This window comes from Chryseobacterium sp. C2(2020) (assembly GCF_014218915.1).
Taxonomy (GTDB): domain Bacteria; phylum Bacteroidota; class Bacteroidia; order Flavobacteriales; family Weeksellaceae; genus Chryseobacterium; species Chryseobacterium mucoviscidosis.
In genome coordinates this window covers 1-24,057 of the sequence record NZ_JACLCT010000052.1, presented here as the reverse complement: position 1 = coordinate 24,057, position 24,057 = coordinate 1, and the positions used below count along the sequence as shown (strand labels likewise).

General features: G+C 36.9%; 18 protein-coding genes. 13 read left to right on the top strand and 5 right to left on the bottom strand.

The window, feature by feature from the left end; translation table 11 throughout:
• Window positions 1-316: 316 nt before the first annotated feature.
• On the bottom strand, window positions 317-694 hold the full coding sequence (locus H6W52_RS19545; RefSeq protein WP_076393154.1) for a hypothetical protein: 378 nt from the start codon (window positions 692-694) through the stop codon (window positions 317-319).
• 129 nt (window positions 695-823) lie between these two features.
• Between H6W52_RS19545 and H6W52_RS19540 the strand changes: the two genes are divergently transcribed.
• Window positions 824-1,525 (top strand): CoA transferase subunit A, encoded by a 702-nt coding sequence (locus H6W52_RS19540; RefSeq protein ID WP_029297233.1) that lies wholly within the window; start codon window positions 824-826, stop codon window positions 1,523-1,525.
• A 128-nt stretch (window positions 1,526-1,653) separates the two neighbouring features.
• On the opposite strand, the gene H6W52_RS19535 is transcribed toward H6W52_RS19540, so the two are convergent.
• Window positions 1,654-3,447: an ABC transporter ATP-binding protein gene (locus H6W52_RS19535; protein ID WP_116099858.1), complete on the bottom strand. Its 1,794-nt coding sequence runs from the start codon at window positions 3,445-3,447 to the stop codon at window positions 1,654-1,656.
• Window positions 3,448-3,568: 121 nt separating this feature from the next.
• Here H6W52_RS19535 and H6W52_RS19530 point away from each other — a divergent pair, with 121 nt between their 5' ends.
• Window positions 3,569-4,222 (top strand): CoA transferase subunit B, encoded by a 654-nt coding sequence (locus H6W52_RS19530; protein WP_087711093.1) that lies wholly within the window; start codon window positions 3,569-3,571, stop codon window positions 4,220-4,222.
• Window positions 4,223-4,277: 55 nt separating this feature from the next.
• Here H6W52_RS19530 and H6W52_RS19525 read toward each other — a convergent pair whose 3' ends face one another.
• From H6W52_RS19525 to H6W52_RS19515, 3 genes are all read right to left on the bottom strand, one after another.
• Complete coding sequence (locus tag H6W52_RS19525; protein ID WP_116099857.1) at window positions 4,278-5,924, bottom strand: RagB/SusD family nutrient uptake outer membrane protein; 1,647 nt, start codon at window positions 5,922-5,924, stop codon at window positions 4,278-4,280.
• Between the two features lie 10 nt (window positions 5,925-5,934).
• Window positions 5,935-9,048: a SusC/RagA family TonB-linked outer membrane protein gene (locus H6W52_RS19520; RefSeq protein ID WP_116099856.1), complete on the bottom strand. Its 3,114-nt coding sequence runs from the start codon at window positions 9,046-9,048 to the stop codon at window positions 5,935-5,937.
• A gap of 899 nt (window positions 9,049-9,947) precedes the next feature.
• Window positions 9,948-10,757, bottom strand: a complete 810-nt coding sequence (locus H6W52_RS19515) for a DUF4197 domain-containing protein (protein ID WP_185144441.1) — start codon at window positions 10,755-10,757, stop codon at window positions 9,948-9,950.
• Window positions 10,758-10,862: 105 nt separating this feature from the next.
• On the opposite strand from H6W52_RS19515, the gene H6W52_RS19510 reads away from it, so the two are divergent.
• The 11 genes from H6W52_RS19510 to H6W52_RS19460 all read left to right on the top strand — a co-directional run bounded on the left by H6W52_RS19510 (window position 10,863) and on the right by H6W52_RS19460 (window position 23,678).
• On the top strand, window positions 10,863-13,133 hold the full coding sequence (locus H6W52_RS19510) for a family 20 glycosylhydrolase (protein ID WP_116099853.1): 2,271 nt from the start codon (window positions 10,863-10,865) through the stop codon (window positions 13,131-13,133).
• A gap of 16 nt (window positions 13,134-13,149) precedes the next feature.
• On the top strand, window positions 13,150-13,779 hold the full coding sequence (locus tag H6W52_RS19505; RefSeq protein WP_116099852.1) for a Crp/Fnr family transcriptional regulator: 630 nt from the start codon (window positions 13,150-13,152) through the stop codon (window positions 13,777-13,779).
• 422 nt (window positions 13,780-14,201) lie between these two features.
• On the top strand, window positions 14,202-14,996 hold the full coding sequence (locus H6W52_RS19500; protein ID WP_116099851.1) for a sulfite exporter TauE/SafE family protein: 795 nt from the start codon (window positions 14,202-14,204) through the stop codon (window positions 14,994-14,996).
• Between the two features lie 611 nt (window positions 14,997-15,607).
• Complete coding sequence (locus H6W52_RS19495; protein WP_116099849.1) at window positions 15,608-17,020, top strand: MBL fold metallo-hydrolase; 1,413 nt, start codon at window positions 15,608-15,610, stop codon at window positions 17,018-17,020.
• A gap of 218 nt (window positions 17,021-17,238) precedes the next feature.
• Window positions 17,239-17,802 carry a YeeE/YedE family protein gene (locus H6W52_RS19490; RefSeq protein ID WP_116099848.1) on the top strand — a complete coding sequence of 188 codons (564 nt, stop codon included), beginning with the start codon at window positions 17,239-17,241 and terminating at the stop codon, window positions 17,800-17,802.
• Window positions 17,803-17,811: 9 nt separating this feature from the next.
• The gene (locus H6W52_RS19485; RefSeq protein ID WP_087711076.1) at window positions 17,812-18,294 is read left to right on the top strand and encodes a DUF6691 family protein; all 483 of its coding nucleotides are present in this window, start codon (window positions 17,812-17,814) and stop codon (window positions 18,292-18,294) included.
• Window positions 18,295-18,390: 96 nt separating this feature from the next.
• The gene (locus H6W52_RS19480) at window positions 18,391-19,386 is read left to right on the top strand and encodes an isoaspartyl peptidase/L-asparaginase family protein (RefSeq protein ID WP_116099847.1); all 996 of its coding nucleotides are present in this window, start codon (window positions 18,391-18,393) and stop codon (window positions 19,384-19,386) included.
• A gap of 8 nt (window positions 19,387-19,394) precedes the next feature.
• Window positions 19,395-19,934, top strand: coding sequence for a hypothetical protein (locus tag H6W52_RS19475; RefSeq protein ID WP_116099846.1), 540 nt, complete (start codon window positions 19,395-19,397; stop codon window positions 19,932-19,934).
• A 17-nt stretch (window positions 19,935-19,951) separates the two neighbouring features.
• On the top strand, window positions 19,952-20,614 hold the full coding sequence (locus tag H6W52_RS19470; RefSeq protein ID WP_116099845.1) for a copper homeostasis protein CutC: 663 nt from the start codon (window positions 19,952-19,954) through the stop codon (window positions 20,612-20,614).
• 173 nt (window positions 20,615-20,787) lie between these two features.
• The gene (locus H6W52_RS19465) at window positions 20,788-21,195 is read left to right on the top strand and encodes a GxxExxY protein (RefSeq protein WP_308196701.1); all 408 of its coding nucleotides are present in this window, start codon (window positions 20,788-20,790) and stop codon (window positions 21,193-21,195) included.
• Window positions 21,195-23,678 (top strand): beta-mannosidase, encoded by a 2,484-nt coding sequence (locus tag H6W52_RS19460; protein WP_116099843.1) that lies wholly within the window; start codon window positions 21,195-21,197, stop codon window positions 23,676-23,678. The genes H6W52_RS19465 and H6W52_RS19460 overlap by 1 nt, the downstream gene beginning before the upstream one ends.
• Window positions 23,679-24,057 lie beyond the last annotated feature (379 nt).

The following is a 24,057-nucleotide window of genomic DNA, read 5'->3' as shown; positions in this document are numbered from 1 at the left end:
AATCTTGTAATAAGCTCTTATTTTTCATCCTAAATAAATAGGCTGTCGTAAAATGAAAGGTTTTTCAGTGACCTCTAGAAAAGTCCGTTTTTGTTATTTTGGTAATATTCAGATCAATTATATATTGACCCATCGCTCGTCAATTATCAATCATCAATTGTCGATCATTCAAATTGGAGCTGTTTCCAGCTTTCGCTACTCGCTTTTTTTTGTTTTCGGCGGCTGCGGAGCAGCCGCCGAAAACAAAAAAAGAGCTCAGACATGCCGCTCAATCTGGGCTAAAACATTCTCCACAGCTCAATATTTGACGTTAAAATCAATCATCAGTAGATTTCAGTGCCCATGCAATCAGCGGAGCCTGCATAAAAAGCCTTCCCAATCTCTGATTATCCGTGTTCAGTCCAAAAGAATCCCTTCTGTTTTTGTATTGGGCAATATTCCCGGGAAAAACAGCCGCGAAAAATCCCGCAACAATTCTTCCCATATTTTTTCTGTATTTTTTAGGCGTTGCGATCATTGCCGTTCCTAAAGCGATTTCGGCAACTCCCGAATAAACAACAGTATCATCTTTATCCAGAGGAACCCATTCCGGAACCTGTGCCTGAAACTCTTTCCTTGCGAAAGTAAGATGTCCTATTCCTGCGGTAATTAAAAATGCGCCGAGTGCAATTCTTGAAATATTTTTTGCTTCCATAATATAAATATTTGTGGGGTTATGATGTAGACTATCCAAATTTCAGACCATGAAAAAATCTAAAAATCCTGAACACCGGATATATGAGAAAAATTATTAAATTTAGCCAACAGAAAAATCTAATATTTCATGATAGATAAAAGAGTAAAAAATGCAAAGGAAGCCATCGAAGGCATTAAAGACGGAATGACATTAATGTTAGGAGGATTCGGACTTTGCGGAATTCCTGAAAACTCAATTAATGCCTTGGTAGAGAGTGATGTAAAAGACTTAACCTGTATTTCAAACAACGCCGGAGTAGACGATTTCGGTTTGGGATTACTGCTTCACAAAAGACAGATCAAAAAAATGATTTCCTCTTATGTAGGAGAAAATGCAGAATTCGAAAGACAGATGCTTTCAGGAGAACTGGAAGTGGAACTTACTCCACAGGGAACTTTGGCAGAAAAATGCAGAGCGGCACAGGCTGGAATTCCCGCTTTCTACACACCGGCAGGTTTCGGGACGGAAGTAGCGGAAGGAAAAGAAGTAAAAGATTTCAAAGGAAAACCCCACATTCTGGAATATGCTTATGAAGCGGACTTCTCAATTGTAAAAGCATGGAAAGGAGATCACGCCGGAAACCTTATCTTCAAAGGATCGGCAAGAAACTTCAATCATCCGATGGCGGGAGCAGGAAAAATTACTATTGCAGAAGTAGAGGAATTGGTAGAGCCGGGAGAATTGGATCCCAACCAGATTCACATTCCGGGAATCATGATCCAGAGAATTTTTCAGGGTGAGAAATTCGAAAAAAGAATCGAGCAGAGAACCGTTAGAAAAAGAGATTAATTTTAAATTTCTTCATAAAAATAATACCCCGAAATCAACATTCGGGGTAATTTATTTTAGTTATAAAAGCCTAATTGTCATTCTGAACAAAGTGAAGAATCTCACAATCATATCAACTTCCATCTCATCTACACCAAAGTTTTTCTTTCCCCGATCTGCTGTCTCCACATGGCATAATACAAACCTTTTTCTTCAATAAGATTAAGATGAGAGCCGGTTTCTACAATTTGTCCGCGTTCCAGAACGTAAATTCTGTCGGCGTGCATAATCGTGCTTAAACGGTGTGCAATAAGAACCGTAATCTGTTCCTTTTCTTTAGAAATTTCTTTAATGGTTGTGGTAATTTCCTCTTCGGTAATACTATCCAGTGCAGAAGTAGCTTCATCAAAGATCAGCAAATGAGGTTTTCTCAGTAACGCTCTGGCAATCGCAATTCTCTGCTTTTCACCACCGCTTAGTTTTAGTCCGCCTTCACCAATCACGGTATTAATTCCGTTTTCAGCACGCTCCAGAAGAGCGGTACAGCTTGATTTTTTTAAAGCCGATTGCAAATCTTCTTCCGTTGCGGATGGATTTACAAACAAAAGATTTTCTTTAATAGTTCCAGCAAAAAGCTGAGTGTCCTGCGTTACAAATCCGATCTGGTTTCTCAGTTCATCAAAATCAAATTCCTTTCCGTTGATATTGTTGTATAAAATAGATCCTTCCTGCGGTCTGTATAATCCCACCAACAGTTTTACCAAAGTACTTTTTCCCGAACCGCTTGGTCCTACAAAAGCAATGGTCTCTCCGTTTTTTACGTTAAATGAAATAGAATTTAAAGCCTTATAATGCGCAGTCTGATGCTGAAACGAAACTTTTTCAAACTCAAGCTCCTCAATAGCTCCGATTTTCTTTGGCGTTAAAGGTTTTGGTTCCACTTCTTTTTTCATCACCCGGTCGAAATTATTCAGCGAAGCCTGCGCTTCACGGTAAGAAATGATGATATTTCCAATTTCCTGCATCGGTCCAAAAATAAAGAATCCGTAAAACATTAACGATAAATACTGTCCCGGAGTTACAATATTTTTAAAAATTAATAACAACAACGTAAATGTGATGATCTGCTGTAAAAAATTAACCAGAGTTCCCTGTACAAAGCTTAAAGAACGGATGCTTTTAACCTTTCTCAGTTCCAGATTCAGAATTTTGTAGGTATTGTTGTTCAGACGTTCCACTTCCTGATTGGTCAGTCCCAGACTTTTTACGATCTCAATATTTCTGAGACTTTCCGTAGTACTTCCCGCAAGATTGGTTGTTTCGGTAACAATATTTTTCTGAATGGTTTTTATTCTTTTACTTAATAAATTCGTTACCACTGCAATAAAAACTATTCCCACCACATAAACCGGCATAATCGACCAGTGCAGACGAATTGCGTACACAGAAACGAAAATGATACTCACCAGAATTCCGAAAAAAACGTTGATGAAATTATTGATGAACTTTACAGAATCTTCCCGAACCTTCGTTAAAATGGAAAGCGTTTCACCACTTCTCTGGTCTTCAAATTCCTGAAAAGGAAGCCTCATCGAATGCTTCAGACCATCCGTGAATATTTTAGCCCCAAATTTCTGAATAATCACATTCACCACATAATCCTGAAACGCTTTGGCGATACGGCTGATCATCGCAGTACCGATTAAAAGCCCTAAAAAGTAAAAAACTCCATGATAGATATCAGTTCCGTAGAGATATTCTTCCATATTTCTCGGAAGGGTTTTCTCTTTATCGAAAAAATTGGGATGGGTAACAAGTTTGTCTAATATATTCCCTGTAATGGCAGGTGCAAATAAAGAAAATACCTGATTTACAGCGGCTAAAAACAGCGAAATAATAATCAGCCATTTGTAAGGCTTTAGGTAATGTAATAAAATTTTCATCGGTTAAATTAAGACATACAAATTTACAACAATTTAAGAAGTAACATTTATCATAGGATAAGAAAGAAAATTATTTCGTAATTCTGAAAAAATGGCTAATTTGGCAGGATAAGATTAAGCTATGCTGACTAAAGAACAAATTGCACAAAGAATTTCAAGAGAAGTAAAAGACGGATATTATGTAAATTTAGGAATCGGAATTCCAACATTGGTTGCCAACTACGTTCCGGATAATCTTTCGGTAGAGTTCCAGAGTGAGAACGGAGTTTTGGGAATGGGACCATTTCCTTTTGAGGGAGAAGAAGATGCAGATGTCATCAATGCCGGAAAACAGACGATCACGATTTTAGACGGAGGTTCCTTCTTCGATTCGGCGTTCAGTTTCGGGATGATCAGAGCACAGAAAGTGGATCTTACCATTTTGGGAGCCATGGAAGTTGCCGAAAACGGAGATATTGCCAACTGGAAAATTCCGGGGAAAATGGTGAAAGGAATGGGCGGGGCAATGGATCTTGTAGCTTCGGCGGAAAATATTATTGTTGCGATGATGCACGTAAACAAAGCAGGAGAAAGCAAAATTCTGAAAAAATGTACCTTACCTTTAACCGGAGTAAACTGCGTGAAAAGAGTGGTTACAGAATTAGCCGTTTTAGATGTTACGCCTCAGGGTTTTAAACTTGTTGAAAGAGCTCCGGGAGTTTCTGTGGAGCACATCATACAATCTACAGAAGCCGATCTGATTATTGAAGGAGAAATTCCGGAAATGCAGTTTTAGCACAATAAAAAAATAATCCGTCTCATAAAGGCGGATTATTTTTTTGAATAGTGTATTAATAAGCTGGGTTTTGCGGAAAATTTTTATTCTGATTAAGATCTAAAACCGTCTGCGGAATAGGTCTTAAAATTTTCTTGGCTCCGTTATTACCATTGAAGTTAGAAGCACTTGTAATTTTATAATTGTACTGTACAGTTCTCGTAATAAGAGTTCCTGTACGCTTAAGATCAAACCATCTGTTGTATTCTCCAAGCATTTCTCTGCCGCGTTCATCAAGAATATAATCGATGTTAAATTCTGCCGGTGTAGCATCCGGAACTCCAGCTCTTGCTCTTACTGCATTCAGTCTTAAAAGTCCTAAAGCAGAATTTCCTGATTTCAAATAGGCTTCTGCTGCAATAAGATACGTATCTGCAAGTCTTGAAACAATAATATCTCTCGTACTTACGGCTCCCGTGCTAGATGGAGTTGAAGGGGAAGGATCATCAAACTTTTTCACAGGAATGGTCTGGTAATCCAGATTCTTCACCAAAGTATAAGCTGCATCAAAAGTTCCTTTGTCGTGGTAAACGAATCCCGGAGCGAGTTTTGAAGCATTGGCAGACAGCCACGCTGTTTTATCTGCTGTGGTATACCATAAAGGTTCATAAAAATGTTTAATTCTCAGCGTAGATTTATCTGCTACTCTGAAAAAGTCGTAATATCTTTCATACACAACGTTCATAAAGGTAGACTCCCATCTCAGATCTCCTTTTTTAAATAAATTCAATGCGTAAGATGTCGGGCAAAGATTATAACTTCTTAACGGAGCGTTACCATTAGTTTCTGCACCGCCAAGATATGAACTGAAGTAGTAAAACTGCTTGTTTCCAAGGGTAGTAGGAGATGTACTGGTAGAGGCAAAATCATACTGTACAGAAAAAATAGTTTCAGCATTAAGATCTTTACCGGGGTAAAATAAATCAGCAGGGGCAATTGTTAATCCCTGTCCTGCGATGGCTGCATCTGCATACGTTGCCGCAGTTGCAAAATCTGAAGCCGAACCGAAAGTCTCATAGCCTCGGGTAAGGTATACTTTTGCCAAAAGATCATTCACTGCTCTTTTATTAACTTTTCCGCTGGTAGAATAAGCTTGTGTTCCTACCGCTGCAAGTGAAGCTTTCAACTCATTGATGATGTACGTATATACTTGTTCTGCTGAATTTCTGTCAAACTGAAGAACTGGCAAAGTAAAGTTCTCTTCTACAATCGGTACTCCGCCATACGTCTGCACCAGCAGAAAATATGCATTGGCTCTTAAAAACCTTGCTTCTCCCACCAATACCGGAACATTGGCGGTCTGTTCTGTAATTTTGGAATAGTATACAGTCTTATTTACCGCCTGAATAAGCTGATAGCAGGATGTATATAACTGATCCACACCTTCTGAAGCGGGAATAAGCTGAGTATATTGGCTGAGACCTGCCGGTTCCGGCGTTCTTCCTTCCGCATACATATCTGTACCCGCTACAAAAAGCCACGGATCTCCACCATAGATACTTTTTAACCATGCATAATCGGTATTCACAAGTAACTGAAACCCTACCGCAGTCTTATAGGCATCGTCTGCAGGAGCATTAGACAAACTTTCTTCTTCGAGAAAATCGCTGCAGGAATTGAAAATCGAGGCGGCGAAAATTAATGTTAAGAATATCTTTTTCATGATTGTAGAATTAAAATTTAGCACTTAGTCCTAATTGTGTAGTAATAGAAGCCGGTCTGTTGATCCCGATATTTGCGGCTGCCCATTCAGGATCATATCCGTCGAATTTGGTAAATACAAAAGGATCGAGAACATTAATGTAAACTCTGAGATTGCTCATCTTTATTTTGCTGAGGAATTCCGAATCAAAGGTATATCCAAGTGAAATGTTTTTTACCTTCACAAAAGAAATATCTCTGTAATACCCGAATCCTGTAGACCAAAATGCTCCTGCTCCTGTAGCAACCGGACCCGGTCTTGGATTAGTTGTATTAGCATTAGCTGCAAGTCCTGCACTATTAGTTGGTACAAAATATTCCATCGCCATTTTCTGACGGCCTCTGTCTGAAACATCGGCAAAATTTTGATGAAAAGTACTGAGAACCGTTTGTCCCTGACTGGTAATAATAGAAAAATTGAAATCGAATTTCCCTACCGTAAGTCTGGAGTAAAAACTTCCCTGCCATTTCGGAACCGAACTGCCGATAACCGTTCTGTCATTTGCATCAAATTTTCCGTCGCCGTTAAGATCTTTCGGACGTGCCATTCCCGGAGCCTGCCCGTAAGCGGCTGCCTGCGCTGCCTCACTTTCCTGCCAAACTCCGTCGTACACATAATTGAAATTCGGGTTTAAGCTGGAACCTAAAATAAGAAGATTTCCCTTATCGCTTACCTGATCCTTATTGTAAATAGATTCGAGTTTATTTACGTTTTTCGTAAAGGTAAAAGTCGTCTCCCAGTTTATGAGTTTACTTTTAATATTTTTTGTGGTCAGTAATATTTCAACCCCTTTGTTACTTACAGATCCTACATTCGAGTAGGTATATTTAATCCCCATTTCTGCGGGAAGCTGTTGTCTGTAGATCAGATTATCGGAAAGCCTGTCGTATACATCAACAGTACCGCTGATTCTGTTTTTTAAAAATCCGAAATCCAGCCCGAAATTAAGCTCCCTTGTTTTTTCCCATGTAAGGAGCGGATTCGCGAAAACGGAGGATTGTAATCCCGGAACGAGTGTACTGCCATTAGCATAAAAAGTCTGCTGATCCAGTAATGCAAGCGACTGATAAGGTGCAACATTGTCGTTTCCGGTATATCCGATACTTGCTCTTAGTTTTAATTCTGAAATAGAAGATACATTTTCAAGAAAAGATTCCTTACTTATTTTCCATCCCAATGCTAAAGAAGGAAAAGCAGTCCACTTATTGCCGGTGGATAATACCGAAGAACCATCCCATCGGGTAGATGCCGTCAATAAATATTTATCTTTAAACCCGTAATTCAGTCGTACAGCATAAGAATTAAGAGTTCTCTTCATGTAAGGAGCCGCCTGAAGCTGGTAACTGCTCTGAAGTCCGAAGCCCAGATTATAAAATTCAGAATTAAAAGGCTGTCCGTTAGAATAGCCATAGGAAGATTCTTCTTCATTAGAGTAAATACTTTGCAGCAACAATAGACTTACATCATGAACATCTTTAAAAGTATGTTTTATATCAATCTGATTATCCCACGTATAATTGAAATTTTCGGTTTTGCCTACAGAAGCAGAGTTGAGTCTGTTAAGCGCAATACCTACATTTGTTTCCGCTGTGTTGGAGATCCCGAGTCTTGAGTTTGAAAATCCTGCAGAAAATGTAGTTTTTAAAGAAAGCCATTTTTTAGGCTGATATTGAAAAAATAAATTTCCCAAAGTCTGCCACACCCTTTCATTTTGTCTGGAGTTGGCAATTTCCAGAAGAGGGTTGATGGTACTTGTCTTATTAATTGCCCAGGATCCGTCCGGATATGTAAGTTTTCCGGGTAATAAAAACAGTTGTCCCGGAATATCGTTTCCATTTGCATCTACTGCGTAAGGCGAAATAAGCGGACTGAAACTGAATGCCGATCTCATGGCAAGATCACTTCCGTATTCTGTAACAGTTCTTGCAACCGTTATATTAGCACCAGTTGTAAATTTAGAATTGATCTTATGATTAATTCCCAGTTTAAAAGTATACTTGTCGTTAGAATCATTGGCAATAATCCCTTCATTTCCCTGAATACCGAAAGATAAATTATATCCCAGTCCTCCTTCAGATCTTCCCGAAACATTAATGTAATGATTTTGGGTAGAACCCGGCTGAAGTACCGCATCATACCAGTCGAAATTATAGCCGTTATTGGCTCTCTGTACAAGAAGAGGACTCTGGTTTCCGGCAAGTGTTGCCAGTTGTGCAGGAGTCTGGGTCATAGGATTTGCGCTGAGATATGCTGCCTGATGAAAGCGCCACCATTCTTCTCCGGACATCATTTTCGGTAAACGGGCGGCAGTTCTTACCCCATAAGAAGTTTCCAGAGAAACACTTACTCCGGATTTTACGGTAGCTCCGTTTTTAGTGGTTACCAAAACCACTCCGCTCGCTCCTCTGGAACCGTATATTGCAGCAGAAGAAGCGTCCTTAAGAATGTCCATTCTGGCAATATCCTGAGGATTCAGAAAATCGATATTATCCGTAGGAACTCCGTCTACAACATATAATGGATTTCCGGATGAGATGAGAGAGTTATTTCCGCGGATCGTCATTTTAAAACCATCGCCCACTCTCCCAGAATTCGAAGTTATCTGTACTCCGGGCATACTTCCCTGAATACCTTCCAGTGCACTTGTAGTATTTCGTTCTATAATTTTGTCGGTACTTAAAGTATTTACAGATCCTGTAAGATCTGATTTTTTAACGCTGCCGTAACCTACCAGTACAATCTGCTCGATGCTTTTTGTTTTTTCTTCCTTTAACGGAACCGCGATAAAAGAACGATTGTTCACCGGGATAATCTGCGACTGAAATCCTTCATTTTCAACAGAAAGCGAAGACTGATCCTTAAGCAGTTTGATGATGAAATTTCCTTCAGCATCTGTAGTAACAGAATTTTCTGTACCTTCTTCCTTCACCGTTGCGTTAGGAACAGGAGCCTGCTTGCTGTTAGTAATCTTTCCGCTTACCTCTTTACCCTGCTGCGCAAAAACTGCTACAGAGGAAAACAGAAACAAAACAGCAAGCTTTTTTCGAATCAGAAAGCCGGATTTTGCTATTTTTTCAGATGACATAATTTTAGTTTTTTTTTTGAATTAAATGTTTTTCTTTTCAATAAGAATCAGAGCTTAGCTACTTCCCGAAATTCTGTTGAAAAAACGAATTAAAAACTTTTGTGTAATCGATTGCGCAATTTGATTTTATTATCTGGCTTCTATATTAAACTTTTTTTAATAAAAATTTTATTTTTTTTAATATAATGTTAACTTTAAATTTTAAATAATTGATATTCAGTAATTTATTTTATTAATTGTGTATTTTAAAATGTGATTTTTATCATGTTTTATAAAATATTCTTCTTTTTAAATCTCCCAAAATCAATAGCAAGAAGGAAGTTTTTTCTTAATTCTGTGAAAAAAGAAACATTTGAAAAAGTAAAAATGATTGAAAAAAAAGATCTTGCAAAAATTAGAGTTATTTTTCAGTTTCATGTTAAAATTCGTCTAACATTTCCATAACAATTTGAATGTCCTAAAAGTTCAGAATAATAACAATACAAAAATTAATAGGAGAAGGCTTTATTTCATTTTAACAATTAGGAAACAATTGGCTTTAGTCTAAACTTATCAGCATTTAAATTAAAAACAATTTAGATCACAAATCTTTGTACTGAATTAAGTCTAATATAATTAATTAACGTGAGTTTGGGATAAGTCTTCTTAACCGCAAGGGTTAAACAAATAGATTCAATTATCAGGAATTCAGCTTTTAAAATATACAAAGGCGTAGAACTTATCAAAGTAATACCATTTTGTCTGAGGTTAATTAATGAAATGCAATAGCCTGATTATCAGTTGGTTTTTTTTAATAAAAACCGTGTAAATCTTTATCAGACATAAAAAATCCATCCTGCAGTATGCAAGATGGATGGTATTTTTGTATTAAAAGAGAATAAAGTCTCAGTTAGCTTATATTATTTACCGTCCTGCGCTCCGAAAACCTTCTGCAAAATACTTGTGGTTCTCATGGCAGGCGTATTTCGGATTCCGCTTTCTTTTTCTGCCACCATTTTGAAAACCCCGTTGATGGTTTCTGTGGTTACATATTCATTAAGATCTGTGGTTACAGCCTGTCCGGTAAAAGTATTGTATTTAGAAATAATATTGCTCCAGACTTTATCGGCTCCCACTTTTCCCAGTGAAGCTTTTATTTTTGGCTGAAACGCTGTAAATAATTGCGATTGAGTTTTAGTCTGTAAATAGTTTGTCGCTGCATTATTACTTCCCAGTAAAATATTTTTAGCATCCGTAATCGTCATTGAAGTAATCGCTTTCGTAAAGATAGGAGCGGCTTCCGTTACGGCATCTTCTGCAGCTCTGTTGAGTAATTTCACTCCTTGGTCTGCAAGACTTCCCAACCCGATAGAGCGTAAAGTCGTGTCGATTTTTCTCAGTTTTTCGGGCATTAAGATTTTTACCGCTTCATTTTTCAGGAAACCGTCTGTAACGCCCAGTTTTTTTACGCCTTCATTTACACCGAGACTCAGAGCTTCCTTTAGTCCAGAAGAAATTTGAGTTGATGTAAGACTTCCGAGATTGATTGGAGATGTGGTTGTAGTTGTTTTTGGAGTGGTTGCTGTTCCGCTGGTTTGAGCAGGAACTTTTGGATTGTTAAGATCAATTCCTGTCTGATCTTTCACGGTAGATTTTATAACATCTAAAATCTGTGCCTGTGCGGAAACTGAAAATAAAAGTCCGCCCACCAGTAAAAATGTTTTTCTCATCATTTATTTTTTTGCAAAATTAGATGTTTTCTTATTTAATAAGTTAAATTACGGTTAAAAATTTTCAGAAAATAAGTATATTCGCTTAAATCTTAAATCCACAAAATGCAGCGTTTTTTACTGATACTTTCTGTGCTTTTTTCAAGTCTCTTTTTTACTCAAACCAGATTAAATTTAATTCCCTACCCGCAAAAGGTTGAATTAAAAACAGGGAATTTCGAGGTAAGCGGGAATACACTTTTCGTGGGAGATAAAAAATCGAATGAATACAAATATTTTATGGATAATTTTAAAAAAATCTATCCAAAAAATTCATCTCAAAACATAAAAAAAACAAAACCAAATTTTATTTCGCTACTGTTAAATAAAGATTTAAAAACTGATAATAAACGAGAGTTTAATTCAAATTACATTATAAATATCAGCAACGAAATGATGATGGTTGTTGGGAAGAACCCTGAAGGTCTTTTTCAAGGCATCCAAACTCTTTTACAATTAATAAAAACTTCAGAAGACGGAAAAATTCCCGCTCTCGAAATCCAAGATTCCCCAAAATTTCAATGGAGAGGAATGCATTTGGACGTTTCCAGACATTTTTTCACCGTTGAAGAAGTAAAACAATACATTGATTATCTTGCCATGTATAAACTGAATACGTTTCACTGGCATTTAACCGACGATCAGGGTTGGAGAATTGAGATCAAAAAATATCCTAAATTAACGCAGATCGGTTCAAAACGTAAAGAATCCATGATCGGAGCCTATGTTGACAATACCTTCGACGGAAAACCTTACGGACCTTATTTTTATACACAGGAACAGATTAAAGAAGTCGTAAAGTATGCTCAGGAAAGACATGTTACCATAGTTCCGGAAATAGAAATGCCGGGTCATGCTTTAGCTGCATTGTCTGCTTATCCGGATTTAGCCTGTATAAAAGGATCTTTCGAACCGGCTACGAAATGGGGTGTTTTTGATGATGTTTTTTGTCCTAAAGATGAAACTTTTACCTTTTTAGAAAATGTTTTAGATGAGGTAATTGCTCTTTTTCCTTCGCAATACATCCACATCGGAGGCGATGAATGCCCGAAAACAAGATGGAAAGAATGCCCTCATTGTCAGGAATTGATCAAAAAAAATAATCTGAAAGATGAACATGGTCTGCAAAGCTATTTTATACAAAGAATTGAAAAATATGTAAACTCAAAGGGCAGAAAAATTATTGGCTGGGACGAAATTCTGGAAGGCGGACTGGCTCCGAATGCTGCTGTAATGAGCTGGACAGGAATAAAAGGCGGGGTAGAAGCTGCAAAATCCGGTCATTTTGCCGTCATGACGCCCGGATCTTACTGTTATTTCGATCATTATCAGGGAGATCCTGCAACAGAGCCGAACGCTTTCGGAGGATTTACGCCTTTGGATAAAGTCTATTCTTATAATCCGATTCCCGAAGAACTGAATGCTGAACAGGCAAAATATATTTTAGGAGTTCAGGCAAATTTATGGACGGAGTATATTCTCGATTTCAAACACGTTCAGTATATGATTTTCCCGAGATTACTGGCGCTTTCTGAAGTGGGATGGGGAACTGCTGATCCTAAAAATTACAAAGAATTCGAAGGAAGAGTAATTCATGAATTCAAAAATCTGGATAAAATGGGAGTGAATTACGCCAAAAGCATTTACAATGCTTCAGGGAAAGTAATTTCTTCTGAAAATGGAGTAGCTTACGAACTTTCAACCTCTCAGAATCCGGGTGGAATACAATATACAGTGGATGGAACGGATCCTTCTGCCAATTCTCAGAACTATAAAAATCCTGTTCAGATTTCAAAATCAATGACGGTAAAATCTGCCTATTTCGAAAATGGACAGCTTAAAAGCGCTGTATCTTCCCAAAGTTTCACGATATCCAAAACAACCGGAAAAAAAATTACATTAGAAGAACAGCCAAGTGAAAATTATTCTTTTGGAGGAGCTTTTACTTTAGTCGACGGAATTACTGGAAACCAAAAACAATTGGGAAAAACATGGCTCGGTTTTAATGGAAAAGATGTGGTCGCAACCATTGATTTTGGACAGAAAACTCAGTTTTCGGAAGTCTATTTCAATACTTTAGACAACAAAGGAAGCTGGATTCATTTCGCTAAATCTGCCCAGATTTTTGTGTCTGACAATGGAACAGATTTTAAACTGATTAAAGAAATCGGAAAAGAAGAAATCCTTTCAGCAAAAGGAAAAATTAAAGTGAATGTAGGAAACCAGAATTCAAAATTTATTAAGGTTAAAATAGAAAATGCAGGCATTATTCCTGCGGGAAATCCGGGTTCAGATTCTAAAGCGTGGCTTTTTGTTGACGAAATTGGCGTAAATTAGCCTTAGAAATTTTATTATGCAGGATTCAGTACTTTCTTCAGAATTTACTTCTTCGCCGGAACTGGTGGAAAAGCTTTACAGATACGGAGTTACAAAAACCTATAATGAAGGCGATATTATTCTGGATGAAAATTCGTCTATCCGTTCTATCCCGATTGTAATGAAAGGGATGATGAAGGTGATCCGTACCGAAGAAGACGGGAGGGAAATTCTTCTGTACTACATCAAAGCAGGAGAAAGCTGCATTATGTCTTTTCTGGGCGGAATGCACAATGAAAAAAGCATCGTAAAAGCGGAAGTAGAAGAAGATACCGAAATTCTGTTTCTACCTGTTGACAAGGTTTCATTGTTTATTAAAGAATATCCGGAATGGCTCGATTATATTTTCAGGCTGTATCATAAACGCTTTGAAGAACTCTTGGATATCATCAATGCGATCGCTTTTAAAAAAGTAGATGAAAGACTGCTGAATCTTCTTCACAAAAAATCCGAAATTCTGAATTCCAAAACCATCATAATCACCCACGAACAGCTTGCCAATGAACTCGGAACAGCCAGAGTCGTTGTTTCCCGGCTCCTGAAACAGCTCGAAGATTCCGAAAAACTCCAGCTCGGACGAAATAAAATTACGATTTTAAAAGATTAGACAAAACTCTTCGAAATCTTATCTAAGTGAATAGTTTATGCTGAGCTTGTCGAAGTAGCTTCGCAAACTTAAAAACATTGAGTAGTCAAAAACTCTTCGCGAACTTCGCGATCAAAAAAAATATTAATATCCTTTCAACATAACAAACGTAATTCATGTTAAATGTTTACAAAGATTCTATATTACTTCACTGAATTTCTTAGCGGTCTTATCTAAGTGAAAAGTTTATGCTGAGCTTGTCGAAGTAGCTTTGCGAACTTAAAAACATTTAGTAGTCAAAAAAAGCTTCGTGAACTTCGCGATCAAAAAAATCTTACGAGTTCGCAAACTTAAAAAAAAACGGTATAAAAAAGCCGTTCTGTAACAAAAGTAGCGGTACACCTTTCCCAATATCTTCAATTTTGCATCATAAAGTTGAAAACATGGAAATTTTTGGATATCTCGCTTCTGTTTTAATAGGAATTTCGTTAGGTTTAATCGGTGGCGGCGGAAGCATTCTTACCGTTCCCGTTTTGGTTTACCTTTTCGGATTAGACGCTTTTCTGGCAACAGAATATTCCCTTTTTATTGTGGGGATCAGCAGTGTGGTCGGTTCAGTTTCCTATTTTAAAAAAGGATTGGTAAATTTAAAAACTGCCCTTGTTTTCGGCATTCCGTCCATTATTTCTATTTTCCTGACGCGAAATTATATTGTACCCTTAATTCCCGATGAAGTTGTTACAGTCAGCAACTTTGTGGTAACCAAAGATATTCTGTTGCTTTTAATTTTTGCAGGATTAATGATTTTGGCTTCCTACAAAATGATTCAGAAAACTACAGATTGTGTTACCAAAACATCAGATTTACAGAAAAACAGTACCCTTTTGGCAGCAGGAGAAGGATCTGTTGTAGGAATTTTAACAGGCTTAGTCGGAGCAGGAGGCGGATTTATGATCATTCCCGCACTCGTTAATCTTCTTAAAACTCCAATGAAAGTAGCCATCGGAACTTCACTGGTAATCATTTCGCTCAATTCGCTTATCGGATTTTTCTCATCAATGAATACTGTGAAAATCGATTGGAAATTATTAGCCACCATTTCATCAATTGCTATTATCGGTATCATCATCGGTTCGCAGTTATCCAAAAAAATCGACGGAAAAAAACTCAAGCCTGCATTCGGATGGTTCATTCTTGTGATGGGAATTTATATCATCATTAAAGAAATTTTTTTATAGTTTTTTCTTTATTAGGGCAGCTAGAACTATGTTCGTAAACTTCGGTAAAAGCATTCGCTTTGATCTCGTTTATGCCCTCCGTTCCCGCTTTTTTGTTCCGCTGCGCTCCACAAAAACAGCTTCACTCAGGTCGGGCTGCGAAAGATTCCTGGTAAAAAATGTCAAAGTTTTTAAATTTCTGAATTTAGAAAATAAAATACACGAAATCCAATCTTTTATAAACGTTAACAGCTTTGTGATACTCAAAAACAATGGTAGTTAAAAAACATTTGGGTATATAGTGTTTTAATGTGAGTTTGATGTAAAAACATTACAAAAGTATCAATAGGAATGGGCTTCAGCCCATTTTAATAATCAAGAAAACAATCGGCTTTAGCCAAAACTTATACTAAAATTTCGGTTAAAGTTAATTTTAATTAAAAAACTTTGAAATTCAATATCTTATAAGCGTTAGCTTCTTTGTGAAACGCAAAAATCACAATAGTTAAAAAAATCTTCGTGGTCTTTGTGTTCAAAAATAAAACCCTTCTGTAACAAAAGTAGCGGTACAGAAAATCTTAAACTCGGAAATTTGTATCAGAAAAAATAAGTAAAATTTAAAATCATAAAAAATGAAAATAGAACAGATTTATACAGGATGTCTTGCACAGGGAGCTTATTACATTGTTTCTAACGGTGAAGCGGCAATTATAGACCCGCTAAGAGAAACTCAGCCTTATATTGAGCGTCTTAAAAAAGATAACGTTACGCTGAAATACATTTTTGAAACCCACTTTCACGCGGATTTTGTAAGCGGACATTTAGATTTAAGCAAAAAAACGAATGCACCGATTGTGTACGGACCGACTGCAAAACCTGAGTTTGAAGCCATTATTGCAGAAGATAATCAGGTTTTTAAAGTAGGAAACATCACTATAAAAGTCCTTCATACACCCGGTCATACCATGGAAAGTTCATCTTTTCTTCTGATTGACGAAAACGGAAAAGAAAGAGCACTTTTCAGCGGAGATACTCTGTTTTTAGGTGATGTAGGCCGTCCCGATCTGGCACAGAAAGCAGCAAACATGACGCAGGAAGAATTGGCAGGCTTACTTTATGAAAGTCTTTACAGCAAAATTTTACCTTTGGATGATGACATTACCGTTTATCCGGCACACGGAGCGGGTTCTGCATGCGGAAAAAATATGCAGAAAGAAACGGTAGACTCACTGGGAAATCAGAAGAAAACCAATTATGCATTGAATCAGAAAGATAAACAAAGTTTCATCAAAGCAGTGACAGAAGGACTTCTTCCGCCTCCTGCGTATTTTGGAATGAATGTGGCAATGAACAAAAAAGGCTACGACAGTTTCGATGAAGTCTTGTCTAAAGGTTTACAGGCTCTTTCCCCTGATGAATTTGAAGAAATGGCAGAACATTCAGGTGCTTTGATTTTGGATGTACGAAATAACGAAGATTTCGCGAAAGGATTTGTTCCGCAATCTATTAATATCGGATTGAATGGCGATTTTGCACCTTGGGTCGGAGCTTTGATTGTAGATGTAAAACAGCCGATTCTGCTCATTACCAACGAAAAAGAAGAGGAAGAAACCGTGACCCGATTAAGCCGTGTAGGATTTGACAACGTTCTCGGATTTTTAAAAGGAAGTTTCGAAGCATGGAAAGACAGCGGAAAAGAAATAGATTCCGTTAACAGAATTTCCGCACAGCAATTTGAACAGGAAATAAAAGAAAAAGAAGCGAAAATTATTGATGTCCGAAAAGAAAGTGAATACAATGCAGAACACATAGATGAAGCATTCAACAAACCTTTGGCATACATCAACGAATGGATCAGTTCAATCGATCCGGCAGAACATTTCTATCTTCACTGTGCAGGAGGTTACAGAAGTATGATGGCTGCAAGTATTCTTCAGGCAAGAGGCTACCGCAATTTTAGTGAAATTGAAGGCGGGTTCAGCGCAATTTCTCAAACAGACATTCCGGTAAGTGATCTTGTTTGCCAGAGTAAAATTTTAAAATAGATTTAACAACGAAGGAGACAAAAGATCTTTGGAGATCCAAAATCAGTCAGAATAAAAATCAACAGAGTTATTTTGAAAAGAAAACTTAGCGCTCTTGGCGTTTAAATCCAAAATGTATAATCAATTTCTGCTGAAGTCGATTTTATTTGCAATCTTTACATCAAACTCACGTTAAAATCATTAATCAGAATATAAAACAGTTTTAATACAAATACTTAATGTTAGAAATCATAAAAGAACCTTGGCCGTGGTACGTTGCAGGACCGTTAATCGGGCTTACTGTTCCTGCTTTGCTGATTTTGGGAAACAAATCTTTCGGGATCAGCTCGTCGCTCAGACATATCTGTGCAGCCTGTATTCCTGCGAATATTGGCTTCTTTAAATACGATTGGAAAAAAGAACTCTGGAATTTATTCTTCGTGTTTGGAATTTTTTTAGGCGGAATGATTGCCGCTCAATTTTTAATGAACTCACAAGAAATTACCGTTAACCAGAATCTCAAAACAGAATTAGCAACCTACGGAATTACGGATTACAGCAATCTCGTTCCGACACAACTCATGAATTTTACCAGTCTTTTTACAGTAAGAGGATTTATTATGATGGTGGTCGGTGGCTTTTTGGTCGGTTTCGGGACGCGTTATGCGGGAGGATGCACAAGCGGACACGCCATCATGGGACTTTCCAATCTTCAGGGCGCTTCCTTAATTGCAACAATCTGCTTTATGGCAGGAGGCTTTTTAATGGCAAACATCATTCTGCCCATTATTCTTTCACTTTAAAATTTAAAAATGAAACAGGAAAAAGAGATAAGACATCAGGACAGTATTTGTACCAACGAAAGTCAGCTTCATCATAAATGGTACCACAATTTAAAATATATGATGGTAGGAATATTATTCGGGATCATCTTTGTAAAAGCAGAAATTATAAGCTGGTTCAGAATTCAGGAAATGTTCCGGTTACAGTCTTTTCACATGTACGGCGTTATCGGAAGTGCCGTTTTAACGGGAATGATTTCCGTATTGATCATTAAAAAATTTAATATCAAAACCATTTATGGCGAAAAAATTTCTATTGCTCCGAAGAAATTTAATAAAGGACAAATTTACGGCGGACTGATCTTTGGATTTGGCTGGGCGATTACAGGAGCCTGTCCCGGACCGCTTTTCGCACAGATCGGAACCGGAGCTTTTGCGGTAGCCATCACTTTGCTGAGTGCCATTTTCGGAACTTGGGTGTATGGATATTTCAGGGAAAAATTACCTCATTAATTTCAATAAAATCATTTGGGCGGTAGAAAATCTACCGCTTTTTTTATTTCATCTTCATGCGAAAAATCCTTAATTTGGAGCCAAATAAATCTGAGTATGCAAAGTAGAAGAAAGTTCCTGAAAAAATCTGCCGTCGCTTCACTGGCTTTAGCGGTAAATCCGTTGGATCTGTTAGCTAAAAATCAGCCTGAAAACAACAATACAATCATTAATAAACCGATCGTTCTTTCCACATGGAATTTCGGTTTAAAAGCCAATGAAGAAGCGTGGACGATTCTCGGAAAAGGAGGAAGAGCTTTGGATGCAGTCGAAAAAGGAGTACGCCTCGTAGAAAATGATCCTGAAGAGAGAAGCGTTGGTTACGGCGGTCGTCCCGACAGAGACGGAAGAGTTACTTTAGATGCCTGTATTATGGACGAAAATTACAACATTGGGTCTGTTGCCTGTCTGGAGAATATTAAAAATCCGATTTCCGTAGCAAGAGCAGTAATGGAAAAAACACCTCACGTAATGCTTGTCGGGGACGGAGCTTTGCAGTTTGCCGTTTCGCAGGGATTCAAAAAAGAAAATATTCTCACTCCCGAATCCGAAAAAGAATGGAAAGAATGGCTGAAAGACAGCAAATATCAACCGATCGTCAATATCGAAAATCACGATACAATCGGAATGATCGCTCTGGATGCGAACGGAAATCTTTCAGGTGCCTGTACAACGAGCGGAATGGCTTTCAAAATGCACGGAAGAGTCGGAGATTCACCGATTATAGGGGCAGGTTTGTTTGTGGATAATGAGGTAGGTGCAGCAACGGCAACCGGACATGGTGAAGAAGTGATCCGAACCGTAGGAACACACTTGGTGGTAGAATTAATGAGACAGGGAAGAACGCCGCAGCAGGCTTGTAAAGAAGCGGTTGAAAGAATTGTAAAAATTACACAGCGTAGAAATAAAAATCTGAAGGATATTCAGGTGGGTTTTATTGCCCTTAATAAAAAAGGGGAATATGGCTCCTACTGTATTCAGGATGGGTTTAGTTTTGCGGTGTACGACCAGAAAGGAAACCGTCTGGAAACCCCCGGTTTTGCATTAAAATAAAATTTCAGATGATAAAAAATATAATTATAGTCTCTTTGTTTTTAACTGTTGCCTGTAAAGATGTTAAAAAAACAAATGATCTTAATTTTGTAAAAGAAAACCCAGAAGTCAGCAATAACTCTGAAGCAGAAGCTGCAAAAGAGTGGCTAAAGAAAAATATTATTGCTTATTTCAAAGCGGATATTTCAGATCAGCAAAAAATTATGCAGGATATTACTACAAAGGATTACTATCAATACAAAACCGATGCAACCAATGTTGATCTGGATGTGGATGGAAGCCTTACTCTAAAACAATTTCAACAGAAATGGGGAAGGAAGTACAATACAAAATATGCCGGAATAAATACCGGATTTCTTATTTCTGCTCAGGACTGGATTAATATTGAAGTAAGAAAGTGCGAATTAGACGCAATTGGAGGAAATGATGCATTTGTTTTTGATGTCGAATTAACGGATGAAGGAACAAAGTCTATTTTTAGCCGTAAAATAGGAGTTGTAAAGAAGGATAACAAATTTATGATTGCAGATGTTCTTGAAAAAGAATGAATTAAAACGTAATAAAAATGTCAAAAATAGAAATAGCATGCTTCAATCCGGAATCTGCAATCATTGCTTTTGAAAACGGTGCAGACCGAATAGAATTGTGCGACGGATTAAGCGAAGGAGGAACCACACCTGATTTTGAAACCATAAAACAACTTAGAGAAAAAATCAATATTCCAATCTTTGTGATGGTTCGTCCTCGTGGCGGAGATTTCACGTACAGTGATGATGAATTTGAACAGATGAAATCAGATCTGGTTCAATTAAAATTTTTAAACGTAGACGGTTTCGTGTTCGGAATTTTGGATGAAAATGATGAGGTGAATATTGAACAGAATAAAACTTTGGTTGAACTGGCAAAACCTCTTCCATGTACTTTCCACCGTGCCTTCGATCGGGCGAAAGATTTAGAAAAATCATTGGAAAAAGTCATTGAATGCGGCTTTACAACCATCCTTACTTCCGGACAGAAACACAATGTTTCGGAAGGAAAGGAAAATCTTAGAAAATTAGTAGAGTTATCCAATGGCAGAATAGAAATTCTTGTCGGTGGCGGACTTCGGTCATCCAATATCGAAGAAATCAGAGAATTTACCAAAGCAGGATATTTTCATTCTTCCGCAATTACGAATGGGGGAGCTTTTGCGAATGCTGAAGAGATTATTGCTTTGAAGAATAAATAATAAAATGAATTTTAACGCAAAGATTTATTCAACTGTTTATTTACTTAAGGGAGCAAAGTATTGCGACAAAGTCGCTGATTAAGCTGAATGGCTAGAACCTTAGCTTCATAAAATCAATTTTTAATTGATTCTTCTTTGCCCACTTAAATTTAGCAATCACTAAAATTAAATCTTTGCGTGAAAAAACAAAAACACAATATCAAATGTTAGAAAATGAATTATCCTATAAAATAATAGGATCAGCAATCGAAGTACACAAAAATCTTGGAGTTGGTTTATTAGAAAGTACCTACGAATCAGCTTTAGCATATGAATTGAAAAGGTCAGGATTCAATGTGAAACGGCAAATTTATCTGCCTTTACAATATAAAGAAATGAATATTGAAAATGCTTACAAAATTGATTTGCTTATCGAAGACAAAGTAATCATTGAGGTAAAATCCGTACTGGAAATGCATCCTGTTTTTAATGCCCAGTTATTAACTTATTTAAAATTAGCAAACATAAAACTTGGACTTCTTATTAACTTCAATACACCACTTATTAAAGATGGAATTCATAGAATTGTAAATAAATTATAATGAACAAAATTTTACTTTTTACTTTCCTTTTCATACAAATCTTTACCAATGCACAAACTTCAGAGCGTAATTTATCCTCTGAAAAATGGAAATTCAAAAATGCCAAAGAGAATAATTGGTTTACTGCTTCTGTTCCGGGAACTGTTCATCTGGATTTGATGAATAACAAGATCATTCCCGATCCGTATAAAGATGAAAACGAAAAAAAAGTACAATGGATAGAAAATGAAAACTGGGATTATCAGACCTCATTTAACATTTCTTCAAAGGATTTAGAAAATCAAAATATTGAATTGATTTTTAATGGATTGGATACGTTTTCTGAAATTTATTTAAATGGAAAATTGATTCAATCGACAGATAATATGTTCAGAAAATGGACAATTCCGGTTAGACAAAGTTTAAAGAACGGTGAAAATATTTTACAGGTAAAATTCAGATCTGCGGTAAATGTCGGAAAAGAATTAGCCCAAAAAGTTCCTTTCACCATGCCGGAATCACCGAGAAGTTTTGTGAGAAAAGCCCAGTATCAATTCGGTTGGGATTGGGGACCGAGATTAGTAACGGCAGGAATCTGGAAAGATGTTAAGCTGAATTTCTGGAATACTGCAAAACTTAATCATGTAAAAATTGAACAAAAAAATTTAACAAAGCAAAAAGCGGATTTAAATATTCAGGCTGAAATTTTCGCTACAGAAGAAGGGAAATACAGTTTTTTAATTAACGGAAAATCTCAAAATATTTCTTTAAAATCCGGATTGAATTTAATTTCAATTCCTTATCAGATTCAAAATCCGAAATTATGGCAACCCAACGGTTGGGGCGATCCGAACTTATACGATATCAAAGTTTCTTTACAAAAAGATTCAAAAATGATTGCTGAAAAATCTGAAAAAATAGGACTGAGAAAAGTGGAATTAATTCAGGAAAAAGATACAAAAGGAAAATCGTTTTATTTCAAAGTAAACGGAAAACCAATGTATGCGAAAGGAACCAATTGGATTCCGGGCGACAGCTTTTCTCCGAGAATGACCAAAGAAAAATATCAGCAGTTGATTAAAGCCTGTAAAGATGCGAATATGAATATGATCCGCGTTTGGGGCGGCGGAATTTACGAAGATGACGAATTCTACAAATCCTGCGACGAAAATGGAATTTTGGTGTGGCAGGATTTTATGTTTGCAGGAAGTTTTTATCCGTCTGATGAGAAATTTCAGAAAAATGTAGAACTTGAAGTGAAAGATCAGGTGGAACGGCTACAGAATCATCCTTCTCTGGCTTTATGGTGCGGAAATAACGAAATCGATGAAGCGATTGTCAATTGGGGGTATCAGAAACAATTCAAATATTCAAAGGAAGATTCGCTGCAGGTCTGGAAAGATTATAAGAAAATTTTTCACGAAGTAATTCCGGATGCTGTTAAAAAATATGCAACAAGTGATAAGCAAATCTATTGGGAAAGCTCTCCGTCCATCGGATGGGGACATAAAGAAAGCCTTGCGGAAGGCGATTCTCATTATTGGGGCGTTTGGTGGGGAGAACAGCCGTTTGAAATATACAATGAAAAAGTTCCGCGTTTTGCTTCGGAATATGGTTTTCAGGGAATGCCGACGTTGGAAACCACAAAATCCATGTTTTCAGGAAATCCTGATTTAAGTTTACAAAATGCTACCATCAAAGCCCATGAAAAACATTCCAGAGGCTGGGAAATTATTGAAAATTACATGAAGCGTGATTATAAAGTTCCGACAGATTTTGTGAAATACAATTATGTTTCGCAATTGCTTCAGGCTCGCGGAATGCAGATTGCCATTGAAGCGCACCGCAGAGCAAAAACTTACAATATGGGAACTTTATACTGGCAACTGAACGATTGTTGGCCTGTTGTTTCATGGTCTTCCATAGATTATTCAGGAAACTGGAAAGCATTGCATTATCAGGTGAAAAGAAGCTTTGAAAATCAAGTGATTTTAGTGGAAGAAAAAGAAGGAATACTTACTTTTTATGCCATTAACGATCAGACACGAAAATTTGATGATGTTTTTGTGGAAATAGAGGTTATTAATTTTCAAGGGAAAGTTTTAGATGAAATAACAACAGCTCCCAATGGAAAAACACTGGAAGAAATTGTATCATTCGATCCGATCGAAATTCAAAATCTGGTTTCTGATTCCCGTAAAAATGAAGCGTTTTTAAAATTGACTTTAAAAGATACCAACGGAAAGGTAATTGCCGAAAGCAACCATTTCTTCGTAAAGCCCAAAGACTTAAAATTAACAAAACCTGCTCTTAAAATCAGGAAAATATCTGCCACTGAAATTGAAATTTCCACAGATGTTTTGGCAAAAGACGTTTATCTGATGGGAGATACCCATTTCAGCGATAATTTTTTCGATTTGCTTCCAAAAACATCCAAAAGAATTACCCTTTCAAAACCATTGGAGAAAATAGAGGTAATGAGCTTGTTTGATACAATGAATTGATTTTTATGAAATTGATAAAAAAGTTTTCTGGTTGGTTGTTTTTAATATTCTTTAGTGTTTTACTTTCCGGAATATTTTTCAAAAATACAAACTTTAAGATTAATGTAGAATTGCCATTTAGTGAGTTTAATGGTTTTGTTGTGGATAGTCATGAAAACGTATACATTGGAGATAGTTTTTATTCTGTAATTCAAAAGTTTGATCGCGAAGGTAATTTTATACAATCTATAAAAGTCAATAATTATGGAAAATCTTTCAGGATCGGCATTGATAAAATGGACAATATTATTGTGAAATCTAATATTAACGTGAACTCGACGCTAAAATATTGAATTATATTTAGTTTTCCTTGCCATCTATGCATTTATCCAGTTCGGGA